The following is a 24722-nucleotide window of genomic DNA, read 5'->3' as shown; positions in this document are numbered from 1 at the left end:
TCTATAAATTTCTAGGTCTTTCGTGATATATTAATCTAGCAGTGCAAAAAATTGAAAGGCTGTGAATCTATGTCGTTTACACGCTCGTTCAAGAAGTTATTGGCATCATCACTTGCAGTCGGACTTGTATCATCCCAATTAGCCAGTCCAACGCTCGCCGCTTCTAAACCTGCTAAAAAACCTGCTCCAAAAGTACCATTTGAAATATCTGCACCATATGTGGATTTCTCAAAAGGCACGAAAGCTTCTGTAACGGTTACCCCTAAAAAAGGGAACCCGGGTAAAGAAGCTGTCGTTTTTCAGCTTATGAAAGGCAAAACACCCGTTTCACAAGCAGCAGTAGAAACAGACATCAAGAAAAGCTCCAATTTTTCTGCTTATTTCGATTCAACAAACCCAACCTACTGGGTACAGGTATTTGTCGTTAAGAATTACAACGGCAGCACCAGCAAGTTTGGCTCGAACCTCGCAACTCCGGTATCAACATCACCTACGACACTTCGCATCATGGAAACAACAGATATCCATACAAATCTAGTAGCTTATGATTATTACAAATCCGCTCCATCTGACGTCGTCGGCCTGTCCAAAACGGCAACTCTCGTCCAGGAAGCACGCGATGAAGTAAAGAATAACGTTCTTGTCGACAATGGAGACTTGATCCAAGGAACTCCACTCGGAACGTATGCAGCGAAAGTCAACCCACTTAAAAAGGGTGCAGTCCACCCAGTCTATAAAGCTATGAATCTCATGGGCTATGACATTGCTACGTTTGGAAACCATGAGTTCAACTACGGCTTGGATTTCCTGCAAAATGCGGTCAGGGGTGCGAAATTCCCTTACATCAATGCCAACATCTATAAAAAAGACAAAGACAGCAACCCGAATAATGATAAAAACGAATTCACTCCATATAAAATCGTTACGAAAAAAGTGAAAGACCAAACCGGTAAAACAACCACTGTGAAAATCGGTTACCTTGGCCTTGTAGCGCCGCAGATCATGGATTGGGATAAAAACAACCTCGAAGGCAAAGTAACGGCCCGAGGAGTCGTCGAAACTGCACAAAAATTTGTACCGCAAATGAAAAAAGCCGGTGCAGACGTTGTGGTTGTTATGGCTCACTCTGGTTTCAATGGCGACATCAAGAACAGCGAAGATACGATTTATGCCTTGAGCAAAGTGTCCGGAGTCGATGCAATTACGTTCTCTCATACGCACAAAGTTTTCCCTGCCGCCGATGAAAAATCGCTGGATGCGCTTTTTAAAGACGCACAAGGTAATGTCCTTCCTGGCGTGGATAACGCAAAAGGAACGATTAACGGTGTAGCTGCTGTTCAAGCCGGCTATGGCGGAAGCAACCTTGGAATCATCGATCTTAATCTACAAAAAGTAAAAGGAAAATGGAAGATCAACAATACGCAATCCTCCACAAAAGCCATTTTCAATAAAAACACAGGGTACAAAGCTGACGAAGATCCGGAAATCGTTGACGCGGTAAGAAAAGACGTCAACGCAACAATCAAATACGTCAACACGCCAATCGGTAAAACAACGGATGATATCTACAGCTACTTCGCGCTTGTAAAAGACGATCCTTCCGTACAGGTTGTAACGAACGCGCAAAAATGGTATGCGGAAAAATACATCGCAGCCAACAAACCGCAATACAAAGACCTGCCAATTCTATCTGTAGGTGCACCATTTAAAGCAGGACGAAACGGTGTGGAAGAATACACAGAGATCAACAAAGGCGACTTGACGATCCGCAACGCCGCTGACCTGTATCTTTATGACAACACCATTAAAGCAATTAAAGTAAAAGGGTCTGACATCAAGCAATGGCTTGAAATGTCGGCAGGCAAGTTCAACACGATTGATCCGAACAAAGCAGGAGAGCAAAAGCTGCTTAATGATACTTTCCCTGTTTACAACTTCGATGTGATCGACGGTGTAACGTACCAAATCGATGTTACAAAACCAGCTCGCTATGACGTAAGAGGCGTGAAAATTTCAGATTCCAGCCGTATCAAGAACCTGAAATTCAACGGCAAGTCGATCGATCCGGATCAAGACTTCATCGTTGTGACAAACAACTACCGCGCATCAGGCGGTGGAAACTTCCCTGGTATTAAAGGTGCGGAGTATGTCATTGACTCTACAGAAGAAAACCGTCAAATCTTGATGGACTATATCACAGAGAAAAAGGAGATCACTCCCACGGCTGACAGCAACTGGTCAATCGCACCGATCCAAGGAGACGCAGACGTTACGTTTACTTCTTCTCCAAACGGAGCAAAGTACCTTACTCCGGACAGCAAGATCTCTTACACTGGGAAAACGGATGATAAAGGCTTCGGCATCTACAAGTACAACCTAAAAGGTGAAAAACCTGAGGACTTCAAATTGTCCATCATGCACACAAACGATACACACGCTCACATTGATAACGTGGCAAAACGCATCTCAGCAATCAAAGACGTGCGTGCTGCAAAGCCTAACTCTTTATTGATCGATGCAGGCGATGTTTTCTCGGGTACCCTTTACTTTAACGAGTTCAAAGGACAAGCAGACCTTGATTTTATGAACCTTGCAAAATACGATGTAATGACATTCGGGAACCATGAATTCGATCTGGGCGCAAGCCCGGAGGGACACAAAGCGTTATCCGAATTTGTAAAAAAAGCAAACTTTCCTTTTGTCAGCGCAAACGTGGACTTTTCGCAGGACAGCCTGTTTAATGGCCTGCAAACGAAAAAGATCAGTGCAGCGCCGCAAAACGGAAACATCTACACGGGAATTGTTAAAGAATTAAACGGTGAGGAAGTTGGAATCTTCGGGCTGACCACTGAAGAAACGAAAGACATCTCAAGCCCAGAAAAAGTTCAATTCCAAAACTACTTGGAACAGGCACAAAAGGCAGTACAATCATTTGAAGACCGAGGTATCGACAAGATCATCGCAGTAACTCATATCGGCTATGACGACAACCCTGCGTACGATAATGACCTTGAGCTTGCTAAAAGAGTGGATGGCATTGACGTGATCGTAGGCGGACACAGCCATACACAGCTTAATGCACCAGTTGTTGTATCCAAAGACGAAGACGGCAAGGATAAAGACTCCACCGTTATCGTTCAAACGGGCCAATACAGCGATAACCTTGGTACGTTGGATGTTGATTTTGACCAGGACGGAAAAGTAGTAAAAGAAGAAGGCAGACTAATTAAACTCGCTGACCAGAAGGATGACCCTGAAGCAGCGGAAATGCTTAAGAAATACTCTTCAAAGATTAATGATTTGAAAAACACGTCAACTGGAGCAACTGCGGTAAACGCCCTTCCAAACCCTCGTTCTTCTGATGGCGGAGAGAGCGTACGAAGCAACGAAACTGCTCTGGGCAATCTAATCACAGATGCCATGCTTGATAAAGCGAAACAATTAAATGGTAAAACTATGATTGCGTTCCAAAATGGCGGCGGAATCCGTGAAGCAATTAACGCAGGCGACATCACGCTAGGAGAAGTACTTACAACTCTCCCTTTCGGCAACACACTGGCAACAATGAAACTGACTGGAGCTGAAATCAAGCAAGCGCTTGAGCACAGCGTAGACCAGTCACCAAAAGAGAGCGGCGCATTCCTTCATATGTCAGGAATGAAACTGAAATATGACAGCAGCAAACCTGTTGGACAGCGCGTTGTTTCTGCTGAAGTTGAGGAAACAAAAGGTCAATTCACTGCTCTTGACCCAGCAAAAGAATATGTCGTGGCTACCAATGCCTTTACCGCAAAAGGCGGAGACAACTTCGAAGTGTTCAAAAAAGCCTACGAAGCCGGTAAAGTTACCGACCTAGGATTCTCTGATTGGGAAAACCTAAGAGATTATGTAGCTAAACTCAAAACGGTGGACCCTAAAGTTGAGGGCCGTATTATCGACGAAGCAAAGAAATAAAGAATTAGGTGCCAGGCACCCCCATTACACACTTGTGTAATGAGTGGTGCCTGGCACCTTTTTAATGATGGTTTCGTGCATCAACAACGGTGCACTGTGGTACGCCCCTCCTGATCATTTTTTTCGCCTCATCCAAAGGAATTCTCACAAACACCGCCCGGTCAAAATCATCTTCTACATCAAATAAAGCAAACGCCTGGTTTTTATTGATAAAAATGCATTGAAACTCTACATTTACACCCTCTGTTGCTACCGGAATACTATTTTGAATCTGACAGAATTCCAATCCAGCATCGTGGAGCTGCATAGCGGTTTGCTGATCTATACGGATGATCACATACACTGAAAGCTCAACATTTGGAACCGCCGACTCTATTTCTACTACTGCAAAAAAGCGGTTTTTGAGTACTAACAGGCAATTGGCGCCAATTTCAAATACCTCTTCATTTGTCATAGTACCCATGGTGCCCATAGTTTCCGTATTGCCACTATTGCATGAATTGCACGTATTGCTCATCACATTCATATCGCCCATTTGATAATCGAACATCTATATCCCTAACTTTCTATAAAAATTTTTAATTTCCGAATGGATGCACGCTTGTCCAACCGGCCTGTTCTGAAAATGAAAAGGGCCGTAGAAAAACCACCTTGCATCCTTCACTGTCTAGCATATTCAGATATAGGACAAGTGCTACTAAAATAGTACGATCACCTATTAAGTGTTGCAAAAACAGTACTGTATCCCCTTTATGACCGCCATAGATCTATAATCATAGTGGCAGCTGCTATACTCATACTTTGAGAACACATAAAGGGGCTGTCCAAGAAGTCTGTAAGCTGATGATTTCCGTTCCAGGCTGCTCGCTTTCCGCGGGGCGTGCGTTGAGCCTTACCGGCGTGAACGCCTACTTTTTGGTGCAGGCACCGGCGGGAGTCTCACCTGTCACGCTAGTCCCGCAGGAGTCTCGCATCTTCCACTTCAATTAACTTTTCATTGAAGATTTTTCAAGCCAAAAAGGGGCTGCCTGAAGGTCAATTTTCGACTTTCTGGACAGCCCCTAAGTTTTTATTTAATAATATCGTTGCAATCCCTAAATAAAGCTTTGTTCCCTAAGACCGCCGCCTGCAATATAAATACATTAAAAGGACTGAACCAGGAGATGAATAATGGTAGAAATGATTCCAGGTAAACTGTATATTGGTGGTCTAATCAGGAGTGAAGATTGGGGATTTATTCAACAGAATATCACAGCTATCATTAACTTAAGAACAACTCCGGATGATCCTCCGTTTGACTTTTCTGGACGTGTAATGATTTGGGCTCCGTTGACGGTATATTATGCTCCGGATATCCCATGGGTAGTAAAAATGATGAACCAAATGAACCAATTGCTTGATTCAGGGTACCGTATTCTCGTTCATGATACAGCCGGCTATCAGCGTTTGGGATTTTTTATAACCGCCTTTTTTATGCAGAGATTTAACCTAGAGCGTGATCAGGCACTTGCAATGGTGCGGCAAAAAAAACCTGATTTAGATCCCCCTCCAAATTACATGGAGCTATTAAAAACATATGGTGTTTATCTAAAACATCATTTAGTCTAGCAAATAGAGTGCCAGGCACCGCCATTACACACTTGTGTAATGAGTGGTGCCTGGCACCTTTAAATGGCACCTTTGCACTCACCATTGTATAGCTCTTATTATTGGAGAAAAAGATTTGAGGGTCTCTTTTAAACATCAGTATGAGAAGCCCAATATGATAGAAAATCAACATTATCCTTTAACAAAACCAAATAAAAAAAGCCCTCGCAAAACGCAAGAGCAATCAAATATTATACACTCGCCACCTGCAAAAGGGTCAGCCCCGACTCCTTCAAGTTCAGCGGCAGGTAGCCTTCTACCTCGAGGATCGGCTGGTTAGGCCTATCCGGGAACACATGGCGGATCTCCGCTGTTTTCCCATTGCGCAGCGGAATTTTTCTTTCTTTCAGAGCTTCCATCAAGTAGTTGGCAAACGGTATGACCACATCAATATCCAGCCGATTTCCCCGTGCATCCTTAATGAGCTCATCCACGGCAAAAAAGATCGACCGATTGTCTTTATAAACTCTTCTGGAGCAGATGGCATCAAACGTATCCGCCACAGACAGGATCCGGACTAAAAATGGAATGTGCGAAGAGACTTTATTCGGATACCCCGTTCCATCCAGCCGTTCATGATGCATCAGTGTACCAAGTAGAATTTCCTGAGGGATACCCGCTTCTTTTAAAAGATTGTAGCCATACTGCGGATGCCTTTTCATGATCTCAAATTCCTCGTCCGTCAATCGTCCTGGTTTGTTCAGAATCGCCGGGTCGATCTTGAATTTGCCGACATCATGAAAGATACCCATCTGTGCAAGCATGTTTTGTTCATTCTTGCTCAGATACAGCACCTGGCCAATTTTTCTTGCGATCAAACCAACATTCAGACTGTGCTGATACAAATATTCATCCTGGCTGAGCTGTTCCTTAAGCTGAATGAGTGAGATGTTGTCCTTGGTGACCAACCCTGAGAAGGCCCCTTTTATACTGGTGGCATCTTCACTCGTTAAGACTTCCTTTTTATAAATGGACGCATACTGCTCTTTCAGCTTTGAAAGGGTCTCTTGGTATACCTTTTTCACTTTTTCTTCCTCTGACAGAGGCTTCTGCCTGATGCTGTCTCTTTTGATCGTTTTCACATCATACTTGGCCAGCAGACGCATATGAATTTCATTAATGACTGTACCTTTTCGAAGAAGCAAGATATTGCTAGAGGAATACAGATCGTCTAACAGTTCTTGTCCAATTTCAATCTTTACCTGATCCACGTCTCATTTCCCTTCCATTCTTGTTCTATTTGTTTTTATGTAAACCGAACCTGATTTCGTCCGTTTTGTTTTGCCAAGTATAAAGCTTCATCTGCTTTTTTTAGTAAAGGCTTCTCCTGAATGGTTGGATAGTGGGCAACTTGCATCGACCAAATGCCATTCCCATCGTGAAGGCCCCGCCCCAAAGCCATAAATAGCGCAGTCTTCCTCTTGTTTTATCTATTCGAATTCCTAAATCGAGTGTGGCATAGAACGCTGCACAGGCAATAAATATAGAAAGCAGTAATAATGGCAGCCGATAGTATTCAGTAATCATGTTCATGTTGATAGTAAGTCTCCCAGTTAGTCGTTTGCATAAAAAAGATAGTTATATACCTATTATCGGTCTAATGACCTACACGATTAGTAGATTTTTACTTTTTTGAAGAACTCTCTAATTTTTACAGAAAAAATGATGCTGTCTAATAAGCTGTTAGATTGGATATCTGGAAGCAGTTGATTTCCGTTCCAGGCTGCTCGCTTTCCGCGGGGCGTGCGCTGAACCCCTCGGCGCTTGCGCCTGCGGGTTTCACCAGTCACGCTCGTCCCGCAGGACTAGGAAGGCTTCGGCAGCGTTATATCGCACGAAGAAAATGTGAAATTCATTTTCGAGGAGTCTCGCATCTTCCACTTCGATCAACTTGTCATCGAAGATTTCTAAACAAAAGAAGCTGCTAGAAGGTCAGTCTATGACTTTCTGGACAGCTCCATTATTTTTCTACAATTTAAATTTCGAAACAACATCCTGCAGTTCTTCAGCAAGATTGGTAAGAGATGTGGCTGCTGCGTTTACTTCTTCCATGGATGCGAGCTGTTCTTCTGAAGCCGCGACCACTTCCATGGCGCTTGCGGACGTTGTGCCCGCTACGTTCGACATCTCGGCAACATGGCCGGAAACCTGGCTCACTTCCTCATTGATCTTCTGAGAGGTAGCGGAGATTTCCTTGATCTGCTGCGTTACTTGAACGATCGCATTTAATATAGTAGTAAACGATTCATTAGTCTTTTGAGCGATTTCTAATCCTGAATCTACTTTTTCCTTCACATCATTGATCGATGTGACCGTATTCTTAGTTTCTTCCTGAATGTGTTTCGTCATAGCTGAGATATCAAGTACAGATTTCCGTGTCTGGTCAGCAAGCTTGCGGACCTCATTGGCCACGACGGCAAACCCTTTACCCGCATCCCCTGCGCGTGCCGCTTCAATCGCTGCATTCAGCGCAAGAAGATTCGTCTGTTCAGCGATATCATTGATAATGTTCAGGATCGAACCGATCTCCACGGAACGCTGGCTTAAGTCATTCAATGCCTGGTCGGTTCCTGTCACCGAGTGATGAATGGAATCCATCTGCTGAAGTGTATCGTGCACAAGCGCCGAGCCCTGCTGCGTCTGTTCGCTCGCATTCTCCGCCAGTTCAAGCACCAATGCTGCATTTTCGGAGATCTGCTCAACAGCGTTTTTGCTGTGCTCAACAGACCGGACGGATTCAACCGACATTTTCGTCTGGTTTTCTGCCCCTTCTGAGACCTGCTGAATGGAGGCTGTAATCAATTCGCTTCCTTTCATCGTCTCATCCGCACTCGCCATAAGCTGTTCTGCCGATGCAGCAACCTGCCCGGATCCGTTTCCGACCTGGGTGATAACGGCTCTTAAGTTATCAATCATTTGACCGAACGACTGATTTAATTCGTACACTTCATCTTTCGTTCGTACCGTAACAGCTGGTACAGCCAGATTTCCGTTAGCCACTTCCCCAGCATTTTCGGTAATCCTTTTCAGCGGATCGACAATTCTGCGGGTCATGATGATGGATAGGACAAGGCTTCCGAGAACCAAAATGATAAGAGCAACCATTGAGAAAGTAATCATGCCCTTAATCTTTTCCTTCAGATCCTCCTGCATCCATTCGTACTGATCATTGATCTGCTGCTTCAGCTGATACACATCATTGATTAATCCTTTTGTCCTGAGGGACTGGCGTTTGATCTCTGCCTGGTCACCTTCTTTTACAGCAACATCAGACTCGCTTTTCAGCTCATCGAATTTACTGCCGATCCGTTCAATCAGCTGTATTTGTTTTTTATCTGTCAGCCCTTTTTTCATCTTTTTGTAATCAGAATTCAGTGTCTGAAAATCATTGGCCACATCATTCGTATTGCTCGCTGAAATGTTCAGGGAGTCGGCACTTAATGATTTTTCAAGGCTCTTGGCGGAGCTGTTCAGCTCTTCCACCTCTACTAAAACCTTTACTATCTTTTCCGTTGAAGAATTCAGTTTCGTCATTCCAAAAATGTTATAGCCGATGATGATCACTGACAGCAGCAGCGGCACAATCGATATCATTAAAATTTTTGCTTTCAATTTCATGGTGTAAACTCCTTCTGGCCTCTACAGCTCGATGTGAATCGTTCCCTGTGAGATGCCTTCCTTTAACTCATTCAATTTGGCTTGCTGCTTGGCGTTTAGATGGATCACACGGATCGGGGCGATGTCGATGCCGCCCTCTTTGATGCCGAGCACGCTGTCTTTTTCTTTTAGATGTCCTGTTTTGGCCATCTGTTTTGCTGCTTGATAGATCGCAACATCCACTTTTTTCACCATCGATGTGGCAATCGCTTTTTCTGCAAGGTAGTACTGGTCCGTATCCACGCCTAAGGCATAAACTCCTGCTTTTTGCGCTTCCAGCAAGGCCCCGACTCCTGTAAATCCAGCCGGCGGATAAATATAGTCCGCTTCTTTAGCGATCATCTTTTTGGCGATTTTTTCGCCGAGTTTGTCATCATCAAACGTTCCCGCAAATTCCGAAATCACTTTCGCCTTAGGATTCAAAGCTTTCATTCCTTGGATAAATCCCTTCTCAAACTTGCGGATCAACGGAACATCCACACCTCCGATGAATCCTGCCACATTGCTTTTCGTCTTCATTCCGGCAATCGCCCCGACGAGGTAGGATCCTTCTTCTTCCTTAAAGGTAATGGAATAGACATTCGAAAGCTTGGATTGAGAATCAATCAATAAAAATTTCTGTTTTGGATACTTTTGAGCAACCTTTTCCAAGTCCTTCTGCATGGAGAATCCAAGTCCGATCACCAGGTCGTTTCCTTCCTTTACAAGTGACTCAATCCCGGCTTCATAGCTCTTGCTTGTGGCAAGCTCGCGATAGTTGAAGACGATGTCCTGTTCGTCACGTGCTTTTTCCAGACCGGCAAACCCCGCATCTGAAAACGACTGGTCCCCAAGCCCCGCATCCGAAAGCATGATGCCGATCTTCACTCTCTTTTTTGCGGCAGCGGACTGCGCTTTTTCCATCGAACAGCCGCTGTTGATCAGAAGAGCGGCCAATATTACAAAAAGTACGGTATATCGTTTCATGTGGTTTCATCCTTATTCGTTAAATTTATTACTCTAGTATTAACGGCAAAAATTGTCGAATGTTAACAGGAAGAGTAAATGTTGAAATTTTCTTGCAATAATAAAACAAAAAAGCAACCAGGCACAATCCAAATATGCTTTTATTAATTCGGATCGGGGCGCTTACATAAAATTGAGGTTTATTCCCTATAAAAAGGGGCTGTCAGAAAGTCGAAAATTGACCTTCAGGCAGCCCCTTTTTGGCTTGAAAAATCTTCAATGAAAAGTTATTTGAAGTGGAAGATGCGAGACTCCTCGAAAATGAACTTCACATTTTCTTCGTGCGATAAAAAGCTGCCGGAGCCTTCCTTGTCCTGCGGGACTAGCGTGACAGGTGAGACTNNCTTGCACCAAAAAGTAGGCGTTCACGCCGGTAAGGCTCACCGCACGCCCCGCGGAAAGCGAGCAGCCTGGAACGGAAATCAACAGCTTACAGACTTCTTGGACAGCCCCTTTTGCGTTTACCAGTTAAGGGCCTATTTTTTCAATAGTGATCAACTTGTCCGTATCCACTTCTTTGCTATCTGCATTTAATAGAGAAGGAGGGAGATGTACTATTTCGTTCACCCTATCATCCGAAAAGAGAGCATATCAAATATGTCCCTCGCCGTTTAAGCCTGCTGTCTTCGCTCTGAGCGATCATTCCTATTTGGCAATTCGGGTACTTTTAATGATTATTGTTATTTATTTTTATTTTCAATGTGTCTGAATGTTTGGTAGGTGTGAATTCAACATTTGCTAAAAGGGGACCTGCCACTTTTTGTCCACCTTTTTTCTTATTTTGGAGTTCATTAATGTTTTTTACAGTGGTCTTCGCTACTTTAATGGTGTATTTAGTCGTCAAATCCAACTTAACTTTTGCTTCTTTATTTTCATTTGTAATGATGATAAAACTTTTTGGTAATACGGCGGCCTGATCTGTTTCTTTTCCAACAGTTATAACCGTAAGTAAGAAATGCTGATTTTTTTCCTGTGTATTAACAATTTGCAAGGTGATCTCCTTTGACCTCAAATGGTCCTTTTCTCCTGTTAAAGAACAACTTGCTAACAAAATGACAAGCAAGATACGTATAAGGTATTTCAGCATAACTCCTCCTTTTTTCCTATTTTTAAATGGTTACATTAAAGTATTAGGAGGTGATGTGAAATATGAAGAAACTTAGCTTTTTATTGTTATGTTTGTTCATTGTTGCTCCTCTGTTAACTCCCCTCAAGGCAGCCCCTTTACAACAAGAAAAATTAGGAAGCCCGAGTCAGCTCTATGATAACATCGATATACGAAAACTAGAAAAAGACAAAGTTTCGCGATTAAATGAAAAACTTAAAAGCGCTAAACTGAAGCCCGTAAAAGAATTTAGTGCAAGTGAACGAAATAAAATAAAAAATATGAAAAATAAATTTGCTTCTGTTAGTTCTCAAGGAGACATTATACAAGGAAAGGATAGATCAGTTTTTAATAGCGGGATATCTTTTACCAATTCTGATGTTACTGCACTTGCTGAAGATCATAGAGTGAAAGTGACGAACACGACTACAAGTCCTTACAACGCTATGGCACAAATTGATTTTAAAGATGCAAGCGGCGATTGGTATGTATGTTCTGGAACCTTTTTAAACAGAACCACCGTACTTACTGCAGCTCACTGTGTATTTGATTCATATACTCATAAATTCCATTCCTATTGGTCTGTCTATCCAGGCGATAATGGTACAGCCCTCCCTTATGGCGGATGGTCATCCACCAAAGCTTATGCTCCAATCGGATGGATAAACTCGACTGCTCCTAACGAAGGTGAAATTTATTTAAGAGATGTACAATATGATTACGCAGTCATAAAAATTGACTCCAGCCATTCCTATCATCTGCCTATAAGTTCGACTTCAGGGATTGGAAACTCTATCATTTCATATGGGTACCCCACTGATAAAGGGGAGGGTTCCGGATATTATTATTTATATAAAAGTGCTGGATCCATAACTGATGTTCAATACAATGCAATCATTCATTCTTCGTATGTGACAAGTGGAATGAGTGGTGGGCCAATTTTAAAATCGAGCTCAATTATATCGGTTAATAGTACGTACAATTGGAGTGCCAAGTTCGGTTCAACTCATGTTAATACAATAAATGAATGGAAATCCCTTCCGTACTAGAAATAACCCAGGGAAAAGTAAAAAAGAGCTGCCTCGCTTTTTATGAGTCAGCTCTTTCGCTATTCCAAACAATCGAAAACGTACTTCCATTCGGTTACAAGAAATACTGCAATTCAACACGTGATCGAAAGAATGACCCCGGAACAATACCGAGGTCATGTCTCAATTAAACTTTCTATTATTAAGCATACAGTTCACCATGAGTTGGTATGCTTCATTTATGCATTACTTCTTCTTTTTATTAGCTTTTTCAATTTCCCTGTAATCCGGTTGATCATTGTAAACGACATGAGGGATACGTTGTTATTGCCCGTTTTATACAGATCAATGTATCGGTCATCGAAACGGATGAGCTGAGGTTCAAAACGGTCAAACTGGGCGGCACTGATCCTTACATTGTCGTTGATCAGCCGGTAGTACAAATCATATGAGCTATGCTTCTCAAGAAAATACTTCCATGGAAGCTGGAACTGTGAATCATCGAGCTTCTGAAAAAAGATCTTTTCCTTGGATCGCCTGTCCCTCATAAAGAAACCGATATTGGTATTCCACCCCTTCGCATCAAGGAGGATCCTTTGTTCATCACAAGTGACTTGAGAGATTCGAAGATTAGAAATCAGCAGTGATAAGTTCCCCTTGCCCGTGAAATAAATCCTGTTATTGGCTTTCTGGTCTTCAATCGTGCTCTCCACCATCTTGCTGGAAACACGGAACATACTCTCGGTCCCATTGATATCAATAAACTCAACATAGATATCAAAGATACTTGATTCGTTTCGCCGGTCCACTTCTCCAGCAGCAGAAAAGCTTCCATCGCCGTTTTCCTCCAGCGGCATCACAATACGATCCGTGACGTCTGTTCTTGATCTGAGTATAACAGTCGCCGTTTCAACGTCAAAGACGTTCGGAATTCTTAACCCGCTTACGGTTAAGTGATGATCCGAATACTGAATGCTTCTGATTTTAACAAAATTCGCCAGCAGCACTTTAATACGATAAAATTCATCGGGAATTCGTTCTGAGCCATCCCTAAAAAAAGGCAGTGCCCAATAATAGTGATTGTTCTCCTCAACGATGGGGCCATTCGGTTCCTCAGAGAGATAAAACAGCAATTCCTCTGTCAGGTCGTTTAAAATCATGTAGATATAAAGATTTCTCAGGACACCCAAGTCATTGTCATATACATCTTTTATGCTGCTTAACACGGCTTTTACTTCACGCAGATATACTTCTCTGAATTCCTCATCTTCTGCGATCCCTTTGATCGGAAAGAATAACCTGTCGATGTTTCTTTTCAGAAAAGCGGTTCTTAGTTCTTCATCCTGCAGGCTGTCGAAGTAATTCAATTGATGGTGAAGAGAGCTCATGCGGTCCAGAAAATTTTTAATATCATTCTTCATCTGGGTAATGGATTTGTTATCCGTCTCTTCCTCACGTTTTCTCCACAAATACACCGTGTCTGTAATGATATTGATCTTCTTCGCCTTTGTGAAGGCTTTATGAACCATCGGCCGGTCGGCATAAAGCATCCCCGGAGGCATAAAGCATTCATTATCAATCATGAAGTCGCGCTTATAGATCTTATTCCAATAGAAACCATCGTAAAAGATATCGGGAAACTCAAGCAAATGGTTCACTTCCCGGCTGCTCTTCCAAACATCCCTTTCCCTTTTATAGATAATCTCCTTTTGAATTCCATTGACCAATATATTTGGTTTCCCAATCACGATATCGGAATCTGTTTCTTTCGCTTTTTTATATAGTTTTTCATACGCATCCAATGGAACGATATCATCGGAATCCATAACCGTAACATACTCGCCGGTCGCACGCTTCATCCCGTTGTTGCCGGCAACCGCACCGCCGCTGTTCTCCTGATGAATCACCGTGATGTTATCGTATTTTTCACGGTACTCTTCAAGGATCAGGTGGCTGTTATCCGGGCTGCTGTCATTAACGAGAATGAGCTCAATCCCTTTTAATGTTTGATTCACGAGGGACTCCAGACAATCTCGTAAAAACTCTTCCGTATTATAGACCAGTACGACGACACTCAGTTTGTAGTTATTCATCTTCCTTCACCTAACTCGTATCTGATTATGCTGCAAATTTGATGGACAATCTCTGTTTCCAGTTCCGTATACATCGGCAAACATAAGATGCGTTCACTGACGGAGGAAGCTATAGGCATATCCTGCTTATACTCCGCATAACAGCTGAATTCTGTACACAACGGATAAAAATACTTCCTCGTATATACGTTGTAGTTCTTTAACGATTCATGCAGCTGATCTCTTGTCTCCTGATCGTGCAGCAGAATAGGAAAGTACGAATAATTATGCTTCACATTCTCCATGGAATTCGGCAGATGCCTAATCCCTTCAACCGAACTCAAATGCTCGATGTAGGTATCGTGAACGAGTTTTCGTTTATGGATATCTTCATCAATGGTCTGAAGGTTGCTTAACCCCATCGCCGCCTGGAACTCATTCATCTTGGCATTCGTCCCCACATAGTCAACAGAATCAGGAGAAGTAATCCCAAAGTTTTTCAGGGCTTTTAGCCTTGGCGCCAAATCACCATCCCGGAACGACAGCAAACCTCCTTCAATCGAATGGAACACCTTCGTCGAATGAAAGCTGAACATGGATACATCTCCGTAATCGGCGATGCTTCTGCCGTTCACTTCGACCCCGAATGTATGCGCCGCGTCATAGATCACGGCCAGTTTATGCTTTTGAGCCAATTCTTCAATTCTCTCAAGATTGCATGGCATCCCAAAAACATGAACTGCCATGATCGCACTCGTACGGCTCGTAATTTGCTTTTCGATCTGATCGGTATCGATCGTGAAGTTTTCCATCTCAATATCACAGAAAACAGGGGTCAATCCGCAGTTGACGATCGCATGGATCGTGGACGCGAACGTAAACGGCGTTGTGATTACTTCTCCTGTTATATTCAGTGCCTTGATCGCTGTTTCCAGCGCAAGATGGCCGTTCGTGAACAGCTCAAGGTGATTAATACCCAGGTATCCTCTTAAGCTCTCTTTAAAACGTTCATGCAGCGGTCCGTCATTCGTGAGCCACTTGTTCTCCCAGATTCCCTTAATATACTCCTGGTAGATTTCGAAGTCCGGAAGCTTTGGCTTTGTCACAGGGATCGGTTTCTCAATTTTTAATTCAGTAATCATATTAGTTTCTCCAGTCAATGAGACATTCAATGGCATCCAGGTCGAAAACAGGCATCCCGGTCATCTCTTTCATCATCTTCCGCTCGCTGTACGAGTCATCAATAAAAATAGATGGCTTATCATTTTTGATGTATTTATGTTTGTCATCCTCTTTGGTGATATGGACGATCTCACTGAATATGCTGGGATCTACTTTTAAATGAGTCAGGGTTTCCCTAATGTCCCTTGCATGCTTGGTGATGAGGACGAGTTCAATGTCCTTGTTAATGCACTGGTAGATGTACATCATGACCGTCGGATTAATCTTCTCATCCTTCGTGATGGCATCATCAAAATCAATAAATACCCGTTCATACTCAAAATCCAGCGTGAAACGGTTGATCAGGGCACGGTCGACTTCAATTCTAAAATTGTTCTCAATCACATCAAGCTTGTACTCCTGACGGTCGAACAGGCTTAACAATGGAAAGTTGATTCCTTTGTTTCGGTACAAACTCATCGTGCCGGCGATTCTTGGCGAGATTTCCAAAAGTTTAAATTCTCCGTTTTTGTCTTCTTTCACCTGAAAGAACCATACACCGCGGAAGTTCAGCTTCTTGTTGATCTCTTCTGCCATCTTCCGGATGACAGCAGTCGGTTCCAGTGAAGCCGAGTTCACACTGATCCCGCTTTTGATCCTTTTTCTTTCGCGCATTCCGACGAACCGGAGTTCACGGTTAAAATCGGAAAAGCAATCAATCGTATATTCCTTGCCCGGCAGATACTCAAGCGTAAGCAGATCTGCGTTTTTCTCTATATGGTACTCCAGTTCACTGCGGTTTTTAGCTAGCGCAACGCCTTTAGAGCCTTGTCCAACATCCGGCTTCAAAAAGACCGGGTATTCTGGAATGTCGTCGACCGAACTATACATTCCAGGGGCAAACGCAGAATCTGCAAAATACTCGTATGTTTTCTTTTTCGATCGACAGATTTCACAGGTTTCTTTTGGAGAGGTAATCACTTCCGCCCCCAGTACATCCTGATGCTGAGCGAGCTTCAGGACCGCACTGTCATGGGCAGGAAAGATATAATCGATATTAAATTTCTTCACGACTTCATTGATGTAATCGATGAAATCTGGTGCATCAATGTTTGGAATTCCATCAATATAATTCTGATAAACATATTTCCCGTGATCAGAAACGCTCGAACCTCCGAATAACGCATAGCCCTTTACAAATCGAAGGGCATTGTTAATCTCCAGACCGATTTCTGATCCACAAGGGAAAACCAAGATATTCTTCTTCAAAACCGCCGACACCTCTTTTATATCCGTTATTATTTAAGACTGTTTTCGAAAAGATTGTTGCTTTGGAACAATTTTGTAAAGGGTCTTCATTGACAAGTTGATTGGAGTGCAAGGTGCGAGACTCCTCGAAAATGAACGTCACATTTTCTTCGTGCGATATAACGCTGCCGAAGCCTTCCTTGTCCTGCGGGACGAGCGTGACAGGTGAAACCCGTAGGCGCTTGCGCCGAGGGGTTCAGCGCATGCCCCGCGAAAGTAGGCGTTTACGCCGGTAAAAGCGAGCATCTTGAAACGGAAATCAACCACTCCCAAGAGCAACAAAGGTTACGAAAGAGCCTTATTTAAACACGAGTTCTGCTATTTTTTTCGCGGCATTCCCGTCTTCAAGGGAACAGTATTCGTTATAGAAATCCTCATATTTCTGTCCGTATTGCCTTTTCACGGAATTAATGTTTTGAATCGCCTGAATGAGCTCCGGCCCCGTATGGATGACCGGCCCCGGAAGATCCTTAGCCATATCCAGATAGAATCCGCGGATGTTGTCTTTGTACATTTCATAGTCATACGCAAAGAACAGAATCGGTTTCTTTGAATTGGCATAATCAAAGAACACGGAAGAATAGTCCGTAATCAACAGATCTGAAAGGGTGTACAGCTCCTGGATGTCATCATATTTGGAAAGATCATAGACAAAATCCTTATACTTCGGATCAATTTCCAGCATATCTGATACAAGGTGATGCATGCGCAGAACGAGAACATACTCATCACTCAGCTTGTTATACAGATCATCGAGGTTAAACGGCAGTGTAAATGTATGGTCCCATGAATTCGCCATCTCATTGTCACGCCAGGTTGGCGCATAAAGGATGACCTTTTTGGAAGCCGGAATATTAAGCTTTTCCTTGAGCGACTGTGCATTGGTTGGAGTATCCTCCTGATAAAAAATATCGTTCGCAGGATACCCTGCCTCCAGTACTTTCTTATCAAACTTAAATGCCCGTTTAAAAATATCGCTGGAATACTTGTTGGCTGCAACGAGATAATCCCAGTTTCGAGACTCGATATAGAAGTTTTCACGAGCGAGTGTTTCCGGTCCTTCAATCTCAATATCAAAGCCCAATTTCTTCAGCGGGGTACCGTGCCAAGTCTGCAAATAAACGTTGCCTTCGCGCTTCCGGTGGATCGGCAGGATGATGTTGCTGACCCAGTACTTCGCACGCGCCAAATACTTATAATAATCCTCAGACTCCCGGTTCACGATGATCGGATTACCCGGTATGCATTCTGGATTTGAACCTGAATAGGACCAGACGAAGATAAAGTCTTTAAATCTATTGTTTTGAATCATCTCTTCATAAATATATTTTGGATTTCCGGAATAGTTTTTCCCCAGGAAACTCTCAAAGAACACCATCCTGCTGTTGAGTTTTTCTCTTTCGCTGACTTCATTAAAAATGCTCTTTCCTTTGGCGATCTGATAGGTTCTCGCAAACTGGCTCTTGTCGGTATACCAGAGGGCCAGGCTGTTTTTCCCCATCGTAGCGTAAAGGACCGCCACATGCTGATCATTCAGCTGTGCCGTTTCAAGGTACCTGTACTCTTCCCGCTCGTAGCTTCTGAAGCCCTGCGTGTTCATGATTTCACGGTGGATCAGGTTATTTTTATCATCTCTCAGCTGGAAAAAGACATCCCACCGCGAGTTCATCGCAAGGGCGCTTCTCAGCTTTTCAATAAACACCATGCCATTGAATGTGTACAAGTTTTCACTGCCTGGTTTTTTGAGTTCAAACTTATATCCGAAGCCTTGCCGTGTATCCCTTCTTACCAGCACCATTTCAACCGAAGCCGGCTTCATATCTTCCAAAGGTTCAACTTCCCCTGAAAGATAAAAATTGCTTCCCATCGGCTTGATTTCAAGGAGTGTGCATCGGAACGACGTTCTTTCCGTCATCAATGAAACATTATTTCTGATCGTCTTATAAAAACGGAACTTCTTCTTTCGTTCTTCATCGATATGTTCAAACAATGGAACGTCATGGTTGTGCGTGATCCTTGTCTGCAGCGTACGGTTGAACAGATAGATCTTAAGGTAAAAATCAATCTTGCCGGTGTCGGACATTTCATGCAGCTCTGTCAGATCGATAGATGTCTTGTTCTGCTCGATTTTGCTCTGAAGCCTTCTGCCCGTCGCTTTATCTTTTAACACCAAATATTTTTTTCCCGAGAGCTGGCTTAACTGATCAAACGTAACATTCAGCTTGCTGTTGTCTTCTATTTCAATATGCCTGATTCGATGGCCAAGCATTAACTTTTTAATGGCCTTTTTTACAAAGACTTTCAATCATTCTTCCTCCCCTATACCGTTTCAATCGTTAAGACGGCGATACGTTAGAAGGAGCTACCCTGTAAGACAGAATACCCCCTTCACCTTTTTATTCCTGCACGTTTACATAGGTTTGCTGCTGATAGCTGCCGTCCTCTATGTTCTTGATCCAATCTTGACTCGTTAAGTACCATTCAATGGTTTTAACAATACCGTCCTCAAAGTTCGTATCCGGTACCCAGCCAAGTTCCCTTTTGATTTTTTCAGGATTGATGCCGTACCTGCGATCGTGCCCTTTGCGGTCGGTCACATACGTGATCAGCTTTTCCGAGATATTCGCATCCACATGGGTTTGAAGATAGTGAATAATGGTCTTCATGATGTCAATGTTGGTGCGTTCATTGTGTCCCCCGACATTGTACACCTCACCCGGATTTCCTTTGTTAATCACCATATCAATCGCTTTGCAATGATCCTCTACATAAAGCCAATCCCTGATGTTCAGTCCATCGCCATACAGAGGAAGGTCCTTCCCTTTAAGGCAGTTATTGATGATTAGCGGTATAAGTTTCTCCGGGAATTGATACGGCCCGTAGTTATTGGAACACCTGGTGATATTGACAGGCAATTTGTACGTATCGAAATAAGCTTTGACCATCAGATCAGAAGATGCCTTGCTGGATGAATACGGGCTATGCGGGTCGATCGGTGTACTCTCTTCAAAGAATCCGGTATCCCCTAAAGAACCGTACACCTCATCGGTGGAAACATGAAGAAACTTCCTTCCTTCTTTATAGAGATCATCACCGACAGACCAGCTCTTCTTTGCAAGATTTAATAGATTCAAAGTACCCAGTACGTTCGTTTTCACAAAGACTTCCGGATCTTCAATGCTTCGGTCTACATGGGACTCAGCCGCAAAGTTTACGACATAATCGATATCATACTTGTTAAAAACGTCCTCCAGACTCTTATCGCATATGTCAGCCTGTACAAAATGGTAGTTAGGATTTCCCTCAAACTCTTTTACATTTTCTAAATTCCCGGCATACGTGAGTTTATCTACATTGATGATCTTAATGCTGTCATACCTGTTCAGCATATAATGGATAAAGTTAGCGCCGATAAACCCGGCACCGCCGGTAACTAAATACGTTTTCATCTGTTCACACAACCCCTTACTGTATTTCCGACAAGTGTCTGCTTCGATCGGTAAGACGAATTAAATATTTTCCGTAATCGGTCTTTTTCAAAGGCTCTGCCAGGGCAAGAAGCTGTGCTTCATTGATGTAGCCCATTCGGTAAGAGATCTCTTCAATACACGCGATATAGAGCCCCTGCCGGTTCTGTACAGCTTCTACAAAATTGCTCGCCTTCAGCAAGCTGCTGTGTGTGCCTGTATCGAGCCATGCCATACCCCGGCCAAGCACCTGTACTTTTAATCGGCCCTGCTTAAGATACTCCTCATTAATCGAAGTAATCTCCAATTCACCGCGGTGGGAGGGTTCAACCTTTTTTGCAATATTCACAACATCATTGTCATAGAAATACAGCCCAGGTACGGCATAATTCGACCGCGGATTAATTGGCTTTTCTTCTAATGCTACCGCATTACCGTTGCTGTCAAACTCAACCACGCCATAGTCTTCTGGATTCATAACATAATAGCCGAAAACAACCGCTCCATCATCGACCGATACGGCTCGTGACAGTGTCTCAGAGAACCCCTGCCCGTAAAAGATATTATCTCCCAGGACTAACGCAACCTTATCTGAACCGATAAAATCTTCTCCTATAATGAATGCCTCAGCAAGCCCTCTTGGTTCTTCCTGGACAGCATAGGAAAGGGTTAGACCCAAGCCGCTTCCATCCGAAAGCAGCTCCCTGAACTGCCGTATGTCCTGAGGAGTGGAAATGATCAGGATCTCTTTGATCCCCGCCAGCATCAATACCGACAGCGGATAGTAGATCATAGGTTTATCATATATTGGAACAAGCTGCTTCGATATCGATTTTGTAATCGGATACAATCTCGTGCCTGAACCTCCGGCCAAAATAATACCTTTCAATACTGCCACCTCTTTTACGAATTTGAATTTCAAACAAGAATTGAACCCTGTGTTATTGACAGATATCGCTAAATCATTCGATATATTTACTAAAATTTCGAGGTTTTTCCATGAAAAAATATACCATATTTTCTGTTTTTTATATAGAAATAACTATTATATGGTAATTTCGTACTAGTTTTATAGATCATCGCCGTTATGTCAAAAAGCCATAAAATCGATCTATTGTGGTTCAGAAGCTTTGACTAGTTCGTCAGCAGCTAATTTGGTTTCCAAAGAATACTTGGCCATGAAAAAACTGCACCTCCCATTGATTGTTGTGTCTAACATTGGGGGTGCAAACTTTCACATCGTAATTGTAAATATTAGGAGCGTATATAGGGACAATTTACTCGTTTAAACATTACTTAATATTTATGTTTATTTATAAAATAGTGGTATTTTTTTCCTATATATCTTGCGAGTAATAATTTCGATAGGAAATTATTATATTTTACACTTATTTAAAATAAAGTTAATTATTTCCTATGTAAAATACTTCATATTTTTTAATATAGTGGTATAATCAATTAGTAATTTCTACATGGGTCAAAAGGGGGATGCTTTAATGCATGCAAGATTAAAAAATGAAGCAGGGGTAGTAAAAGAAGTAAAAATTGGTTTTAGCTGGACAACTTTCTTTTTCGGATTCTTTCCAGCTCTTTTCAGAGGAGATTTGAAATGGGCAGCCATCATGTTCATTACTGGAGCATTAGCTGCAGTATTTACCTTTGGGTTTGGAGCTTGGATTCCTGGAATTATCTTTTCTTTCGTTTATAACAAAATCAATATAAAAGATCTGCTGGAAAAAGGATACCGTCCTTCAGATGAGCAAACACAGTCTGAGCTGCAAGCTCGAGGAATTATTACTTCTACTCCAGCCGGGCAGAACGTTGGAGCGTAAAAAAGCTTTAGCTAATCACTTTCATGTGATTAGCTTTTCTTGTGATGTTACAAAACGCAGTTAAAAAAGGGAGATAATAATGGGAATGTTTTTTGGATTTACTAGTTTAATTGCTCTTTTTGTTTTTATAATATTAGCTCTTATTAGCCTGGTGAAGAAGAACGGAAAAGCTAAAAAGAATTTTGTAATTGCCGGAATCTGTGCTGTGATTTTCATAGTAGCTGTGTCTACAAGTGGAGCAGGTGATACAACACAGACCGCCAGTACAGATGACAAGGCAGTTAAAAAAGAGGCTTCAAAAAAAGTTACTAAAGAAGAAAAAGCTAAGGCTAAGGACGAAGCTAAACAGAAGGCTGCAGCAGAACAAAAGGCTAAAGAAGAAGCTAAGGCAAAAGCTGAAGCTAAACAAAAAGCCAAGGCTGCTGCTGAAGCTAAGAAAAAGGCTGAAGCTGCAGCAAAAGCCAAGGCAGCGGCAGCAGCAAAGCGTAAAGCTGATGCACTAAAAATGTCAGGTACGGGAGATACAGCCACAAAACAGTTTGAACTTGAACCCGGTTTTGTAGTATTCCAGGCTAAACATTCAGGCTCGGAAAACTTCATTGTTAAACTTTTGGACGAGAACGGCAATGATGTTGATCTATTGGTCAATGCGATCGGCTCTTACCAGGGTAAACGGCTGGTTGCTATTCCGGACGGCGGCAAGTACATGCTGAACGTCAAAGCCAACGGACCTTGGACGATCCAGGGCAGTCAAGAAATTCCTAAAAAGGAAAAAGGCACAATTAGCGGTTCTGGAGATGATGTACGATTTGTACAAATGGATTCTGGAGCGCGTACCTTTACTCTCTCCCATTCTGGAAGTGAAAATTTTATAGTCAAGATCAACGACTCAGTACTGCTAGCCAACGAAATTGGCAATTATCATGGTTCCACTGTTGAAAACATACCAGAGGATTCCGTTTACGCCATCGGTATTCAAGCCAACGGACCTTGGAAAATCAATATTAAATAATAAATCAACTAGGTATGAAGCTTGAACAAAAAGAAAAGGAAGGAAGCCGGGCTTATTATGGCCTGCTTCCTTCCTTTTTGTATTCATCGATTAAGCACCATATTCCTTTATTGCTTCAGTTCCTGCATTCCGCTTTTTTTCAACGTTTCATTTTTCAGCTTAAAACGCAAGATGCGCTCGACAGCTTCATCAATCCGCTGTTCTGAAAGCTTGTGAGATTGCACAGCTGATAAGATTCCGTTGTACACTTCTTTCTGGCTTTGCAGCGTATGGCAGACAAGCAGCAGGTCGGCCCCTGTTTCGACCGCTTTATAACCCAGATCTTCATTGCTGTAATATTTATGTACAGCTCCCATCTCCAGGTCATCCGTCACAACAATTCCTTTAAAGCCGAGCTGCTTGCGCAATAGGTCGATTTTGATTTTGGAAGACAAACTCGCTGGATTCTCCTGATCATAGGCTGGATACTTGATGTGTGTCACCATTACAAAAAACTTATCATTATCCATTTGGTCAATCATGGATTTAAACGGGTAGATATCGCTGCTTTCAAGTTCTTTCTTATCCGCCTGCACCGAAGACGTATCCTTATGAGGGTCAATGCTGCTTCTCCCATTACCGGGAAAATGCTTGACTGTGGCTGTTATACCCCCATCTGTAAGGCCTTTAATGACCTGCGCCCCATAGCTGCTGACAAGCTTTGGATCTGATCCGAATGATCGGGAATCCTTATCCGAAATATCCAGAACAGGCGCAAAGTTTACATTCACTCCCATGTTCAACAGCTCTTTGGCAGTAGTGGACGCTTGCTGATAGACCGCTTGCGGGTTCTTTTTCACTCCCAAATCATGCTGAGAAGCTTTTGGAGCCACCTGGTCTCTCATGCGGACAATCAGGCCGCCTTCCTGGTCAATACTCACCATGAGTGGAATCTGCAGGGGATCTTTCATGGCCAGGTTTTGCAGCTGGCTGTTCAATTCTCCCACTTGCTGCTGGTTCTTCATGTTTCTGTCGAACAGAATGATTCCGCCGGCATGATAGTCTCTGATCATCTCGGTAACGCCGCTGTCTACCTCCTGCCCGGGAAGCCCTACCACAATCAGCTGGCCGATTTTCTCTTTCAATGTCATGTTCTTTATCAGATGGTTTACTTTTTCATCAAGATTTTCTTGTGTAAAAAAAGTAACCTCTGGCTTTTCTCTTTGTTGATCTGCTGGTTTCTCGTCAGTTTTAATTGGTTTCATGGAAGGCATCGCCTCATCCTGCTGTTTTTCAGGCTGAGCCTTCTGTTCATCCTGCCCTTTTAATAAATAGACAGCACCTGCCAGGCAGACCAAGATGATTAAAATACTCCAGGCAAGTCTTCTGCTTTTCCTTTTTCGCCTTCTCATTGTACGTTGGAATCCCGCTTTTCAAGATGGGCCTGATCGAGTTTCCATTCGCCATCTTCATAGACAAGATCCCATTCCCCGCC

The 24722-nt window shown here is 42.9% G+C and carries 20 protein-coding genes; 7 read left to right on the top strand and 13 right to left on the bottom strand.

Features of this window, described 5'->3' with window-relative positions:
- Nucleotides 1–69 precede the first annotated feature (69 nt).
- Complete coding sequence (locus AR335_RS15660; protein ID WP_156419032.1) at nt 70–3954, top strand: bifunctional 2',3'-cyclic-nucleotide 2'-phosphodiesterase/3'-nucleotidase; 3885 nt, start codon at nt 70–72, stop codon at nt 3952–3954.
- 61 nt (nt 3955–4015) lie between these two features.
- On the opposite strand, the gene AR335_RS15655 is transcribed toward AR335_RS15660, so the two are convergent.
- Nucleotides 4016–4504, bottom strand: a complete 489-nt coding sequence (locus tag AR335_RS15655; protein ID WP_234293317.1) for a hypothetical protein — start codon at nt 4502–4504, stop codon at nt 4016–4018.
- 293 nt (nt 4505–4797) lie between these two features.
- On the opposite strand from AR335_RS15655, the gene AR335_RS24235 reads away from it, so the two are divergent.
- Nucleotides 4798–4944 carry a hypothetical protein gene (locus tag AR335_RS24235; RefSeq protein ID WP_156419031.1) on the top strand — a complete coding sequence of 49 codons (147 nt, stop codon included), beginning with the start codon at nt 4798–4800 and terminating at the stop codon, nt 4942–4944.
- Nucleotides 4945–5124: 180 nt separating this feature from the next.
- Entirely contained in the window at nt 5125–5562 is a 438-nt protein-coding gene (locus tag AR335_RS15650) for a dual specificity protein phosphatase family protein (RefSeq protein ID WP_062237638.1), read from the top strand.
- Nucleotides 5563–5792: 230 nt separating this feature from the next.
- Here the strand turns inward: AR335_RS15650 and AR335_RS15645 are convergent, their stop codons facing one another.
- Together AR335_RS15645 and AR335_RS24230 are read right to left on the bottom strand one after the other, a co-directional pair.
- Nucleotides 5793–6812, bottom strand: coding sequence for an HD-GYP domain-containing protein (locus AR335_RS15645; RefSeq protein WP_062237636.1), 1020 nt, complete (start codon nt 6810–6812; stop codon nt 5793–5795).
- Nucleotides 6813–6847: 35 nt separating this feature from the next.
- The gene (locus AR335_RS24230; RefSeq protein ID WP_156419030.1) at nt 6848–7003 is read right to left on the bottom strand and encodes a hypothetical protein; all 156 of its coding nucleotides are present in this window, start codon (nt 7001–7003) and stop codon (nt 6848–6850) included.
- A gap of 304 nt (nt 7004–7307) precedes the next feature.
- Between AR335_RS24230 and AR335_RS24225 the strand changes: the two genes are divergently transcribed.
- Nucleotides 7308–7529: a hypothetical protein gene (locus AR335_RS24225; RefSeq protein WP_156419029.1), complete on the top strand. Its 222-nt coding sequence runs from the start codon at nt 7308–7310 to the stop codon at nt 7527–7529.
- A 40-nt stretch (nt 7530–7569) separates the two neighbouring features.
- Here the strand turns inward: AR335_RS24225 and AR335_RS15640 are convergent, their stop codons facing one another.
- From AR335_RS15640 to AR335_RS15630, 3 genes are all read right to left on the bottom strand, one after another.
- Entirely contained in the window at nt 7570–9219 is a 1650-nt protein-coding gene (locus AR335_RS15640; protein WP_062237634.1) for a methyl-accepting chemotaxis protein, read from the bottom strand.
- Nucleotides 9220–9240: 21 nt separating this feature from the next.
- Complete coding sequence (locus AR335_RS15635) at nt 9241–10224, bottom strand: BMP family lipoprotein (RefSeq protein WP_062237632.1); 984 nt, start codon at nt 10222–10224, stop codon at nt 9241–9243.
- Nucleotides 10225–10930: 706 nt separating this feature from the next.
- Complete coding sequence (locus tag AR335_RS15630) at nt 10931–11350, bottom strand: hypothetical protein (RefSeq protein ID WP_062237630.1); 420 nt, start codon at nt 11348–11350, stop codon at nt 10931–10933.
- A gap of 62 nt (nt 11351–11412) precedes the next feature.
- Between AR335_RS15630 and AR335_RS15625 the strand changes: the two genes are divergently transcribed.
- Nucleotides 11413–12417 carry a trypsin-like serine peptidase gene (locus AR335_RS15625; protein WP_062237628.1) on the top strand — a complete coding sequence of 335 codons (1005 nt, stop codon included), beginning with the start codon at nt 11413–11415 and terminating at the stop codon, nt 12415–12417.
- A gap of 218 nt (nt 12418–12635) precedes the next feature.
- Here AR335_RS15625 and AR335_RS15620 read toward each other — a convergent pair whose 3' ends face one another.
- The 6 genes from AR335_RS15620 to rfbA all read right to left on the bottom strand — a co-directional run bounded on the left by AR335_RS15620 (nt 12636) and on the right by rfbA (nt 21293).
- A complete protein-coding gene (locus tag AR335_RS15620; protein ID WP_062237626.1) occupies nt 12636–14489 on the bottom strand; it encodes a glycosyltransferase in 1854 nt (617 codons plus the stop codon).
- Nucleotides 14486–15610 (bottom strand): DegT/DnrJ/EryC1/StrS family aminotransferase, encoded by a 1125-nt coding sequence (locus AR335_RS15615; protein WP_062237625.1) that lies wholly within the window; start codon nt 15608–15610, stop codon nt 14486–14488. Before AR335_RS15615 ends, AR335_RS15620 begins: the two co-directional genes overlap by 4 nt.
- Nucleotide 15611: 1 nt before the next feature.
- Nucleotides 15612–16898, bottom strand: coding sequence for an ATP-grasp domain-containing protein (locus AR335_RS15610; protein ID WP_062237623.1), 1287 nt, complete (start codon nt 16896–16898; stop codon nt 15612–15614).
- A 337-nt stretch (nt 16899–17235) separates the two neighbouring features.
- Nucleotides 17236–19242 carry a CDP-glycerol glycerophosphotransferase family protein gene (locus AR335_RS15605; RefSeq protein WP_062237622.1) on the bottom strand — a complete coding sequence of 669 codons (2007 nt, stop codon included), beginning with the start codon at nt 19240–19242 and terminating at the stop codon, nt 17236–17238.
- 91 nt (nt 19243–19333) lie between these two features.
- Nucleotides 19334–20386 carry a dTDP-glucose 4,6-dehydratase gene (gene rfbB, locus AR335_RS15600; RefSeq protein WP_062237618.1) on the bottom strand — a complete coding sequence of 351 codons (1053 nt, stop codon included), beginning with the start codon at nt 20384–20386 and terminating at the stop codon, nt 19334–19336.
- A gap of 16 nt (nt 20387–20402) precedes the next feature.
- Complete coding sequence (gene rfbA / locus AR335_RS15595) at nt 20403–21293, bottom strand: glucose-1-phosphate thymidylyltransferase RfbA (protein ID WP_053356896.1); 891 nt, start codon at nt 21291–21293, stop codon at nt 20403–20405.
- Between the two features lie 607 nt (nt 21294–21900).
- Here rfbA and AR335_RS15590 point away from each other — a divergent pair.
- Complete coding sequence (locus AR335_RS15590; RefSeq protein WP_062237617.1) at nt 21901–22236, top strand: hypothetical protein; 336 nt, start codon at nt 21901–21903, stop codon at nt 22234–22236.
- A 79-nt stretch (nt 22237–22315) separates the two neighbouring features.
- The gene (locus AR335_RS24730; protein WP_062237615.1) at nt 22316–23248 is read left to right on the top strand and encodes a hypothetical protein; all 933 of its coding nucleotides are present in this window, start codon (nt 22316–22318) and stop codon (nt 23246–23248) included.
- Nucleotides 23249–23355: 107 nt separating this feature from the next.
- Here AR335_RS24730 and AR335_RS15580 read toward each other — a convergent pair whose 3' ends face one another.
- The gene (locus AR335_RS15580; protein WP_062237613.1) at nt 23356–24639 is read right to left on the bottom strand and encodes a glycoside hydrolase family 3 N-terminal domain-containing protein; all 1284 of its coding nucleotides are present in this window, start codon (nt 24637–24639) and stop codon (nt 23356–23358) included.
- Between the last annotated feature and the right edge of the window lie 83 nt (nt 24640–24722).

The organism is Fictibacillus sp. FJAT-27399 (assembly GCF_001510655.1).
In the GTDB taxonomy this organism is placed as follows: domain Bacteria; phylum Bacillota; class Bacilli; order Bacillales; family Fictibacillaceae; genus Fictibacillus_C; species Fictibacillus_C marinisediminis.
This window is presented reverse-complemented; position numbering and strand designations above follow the sequence as displayed.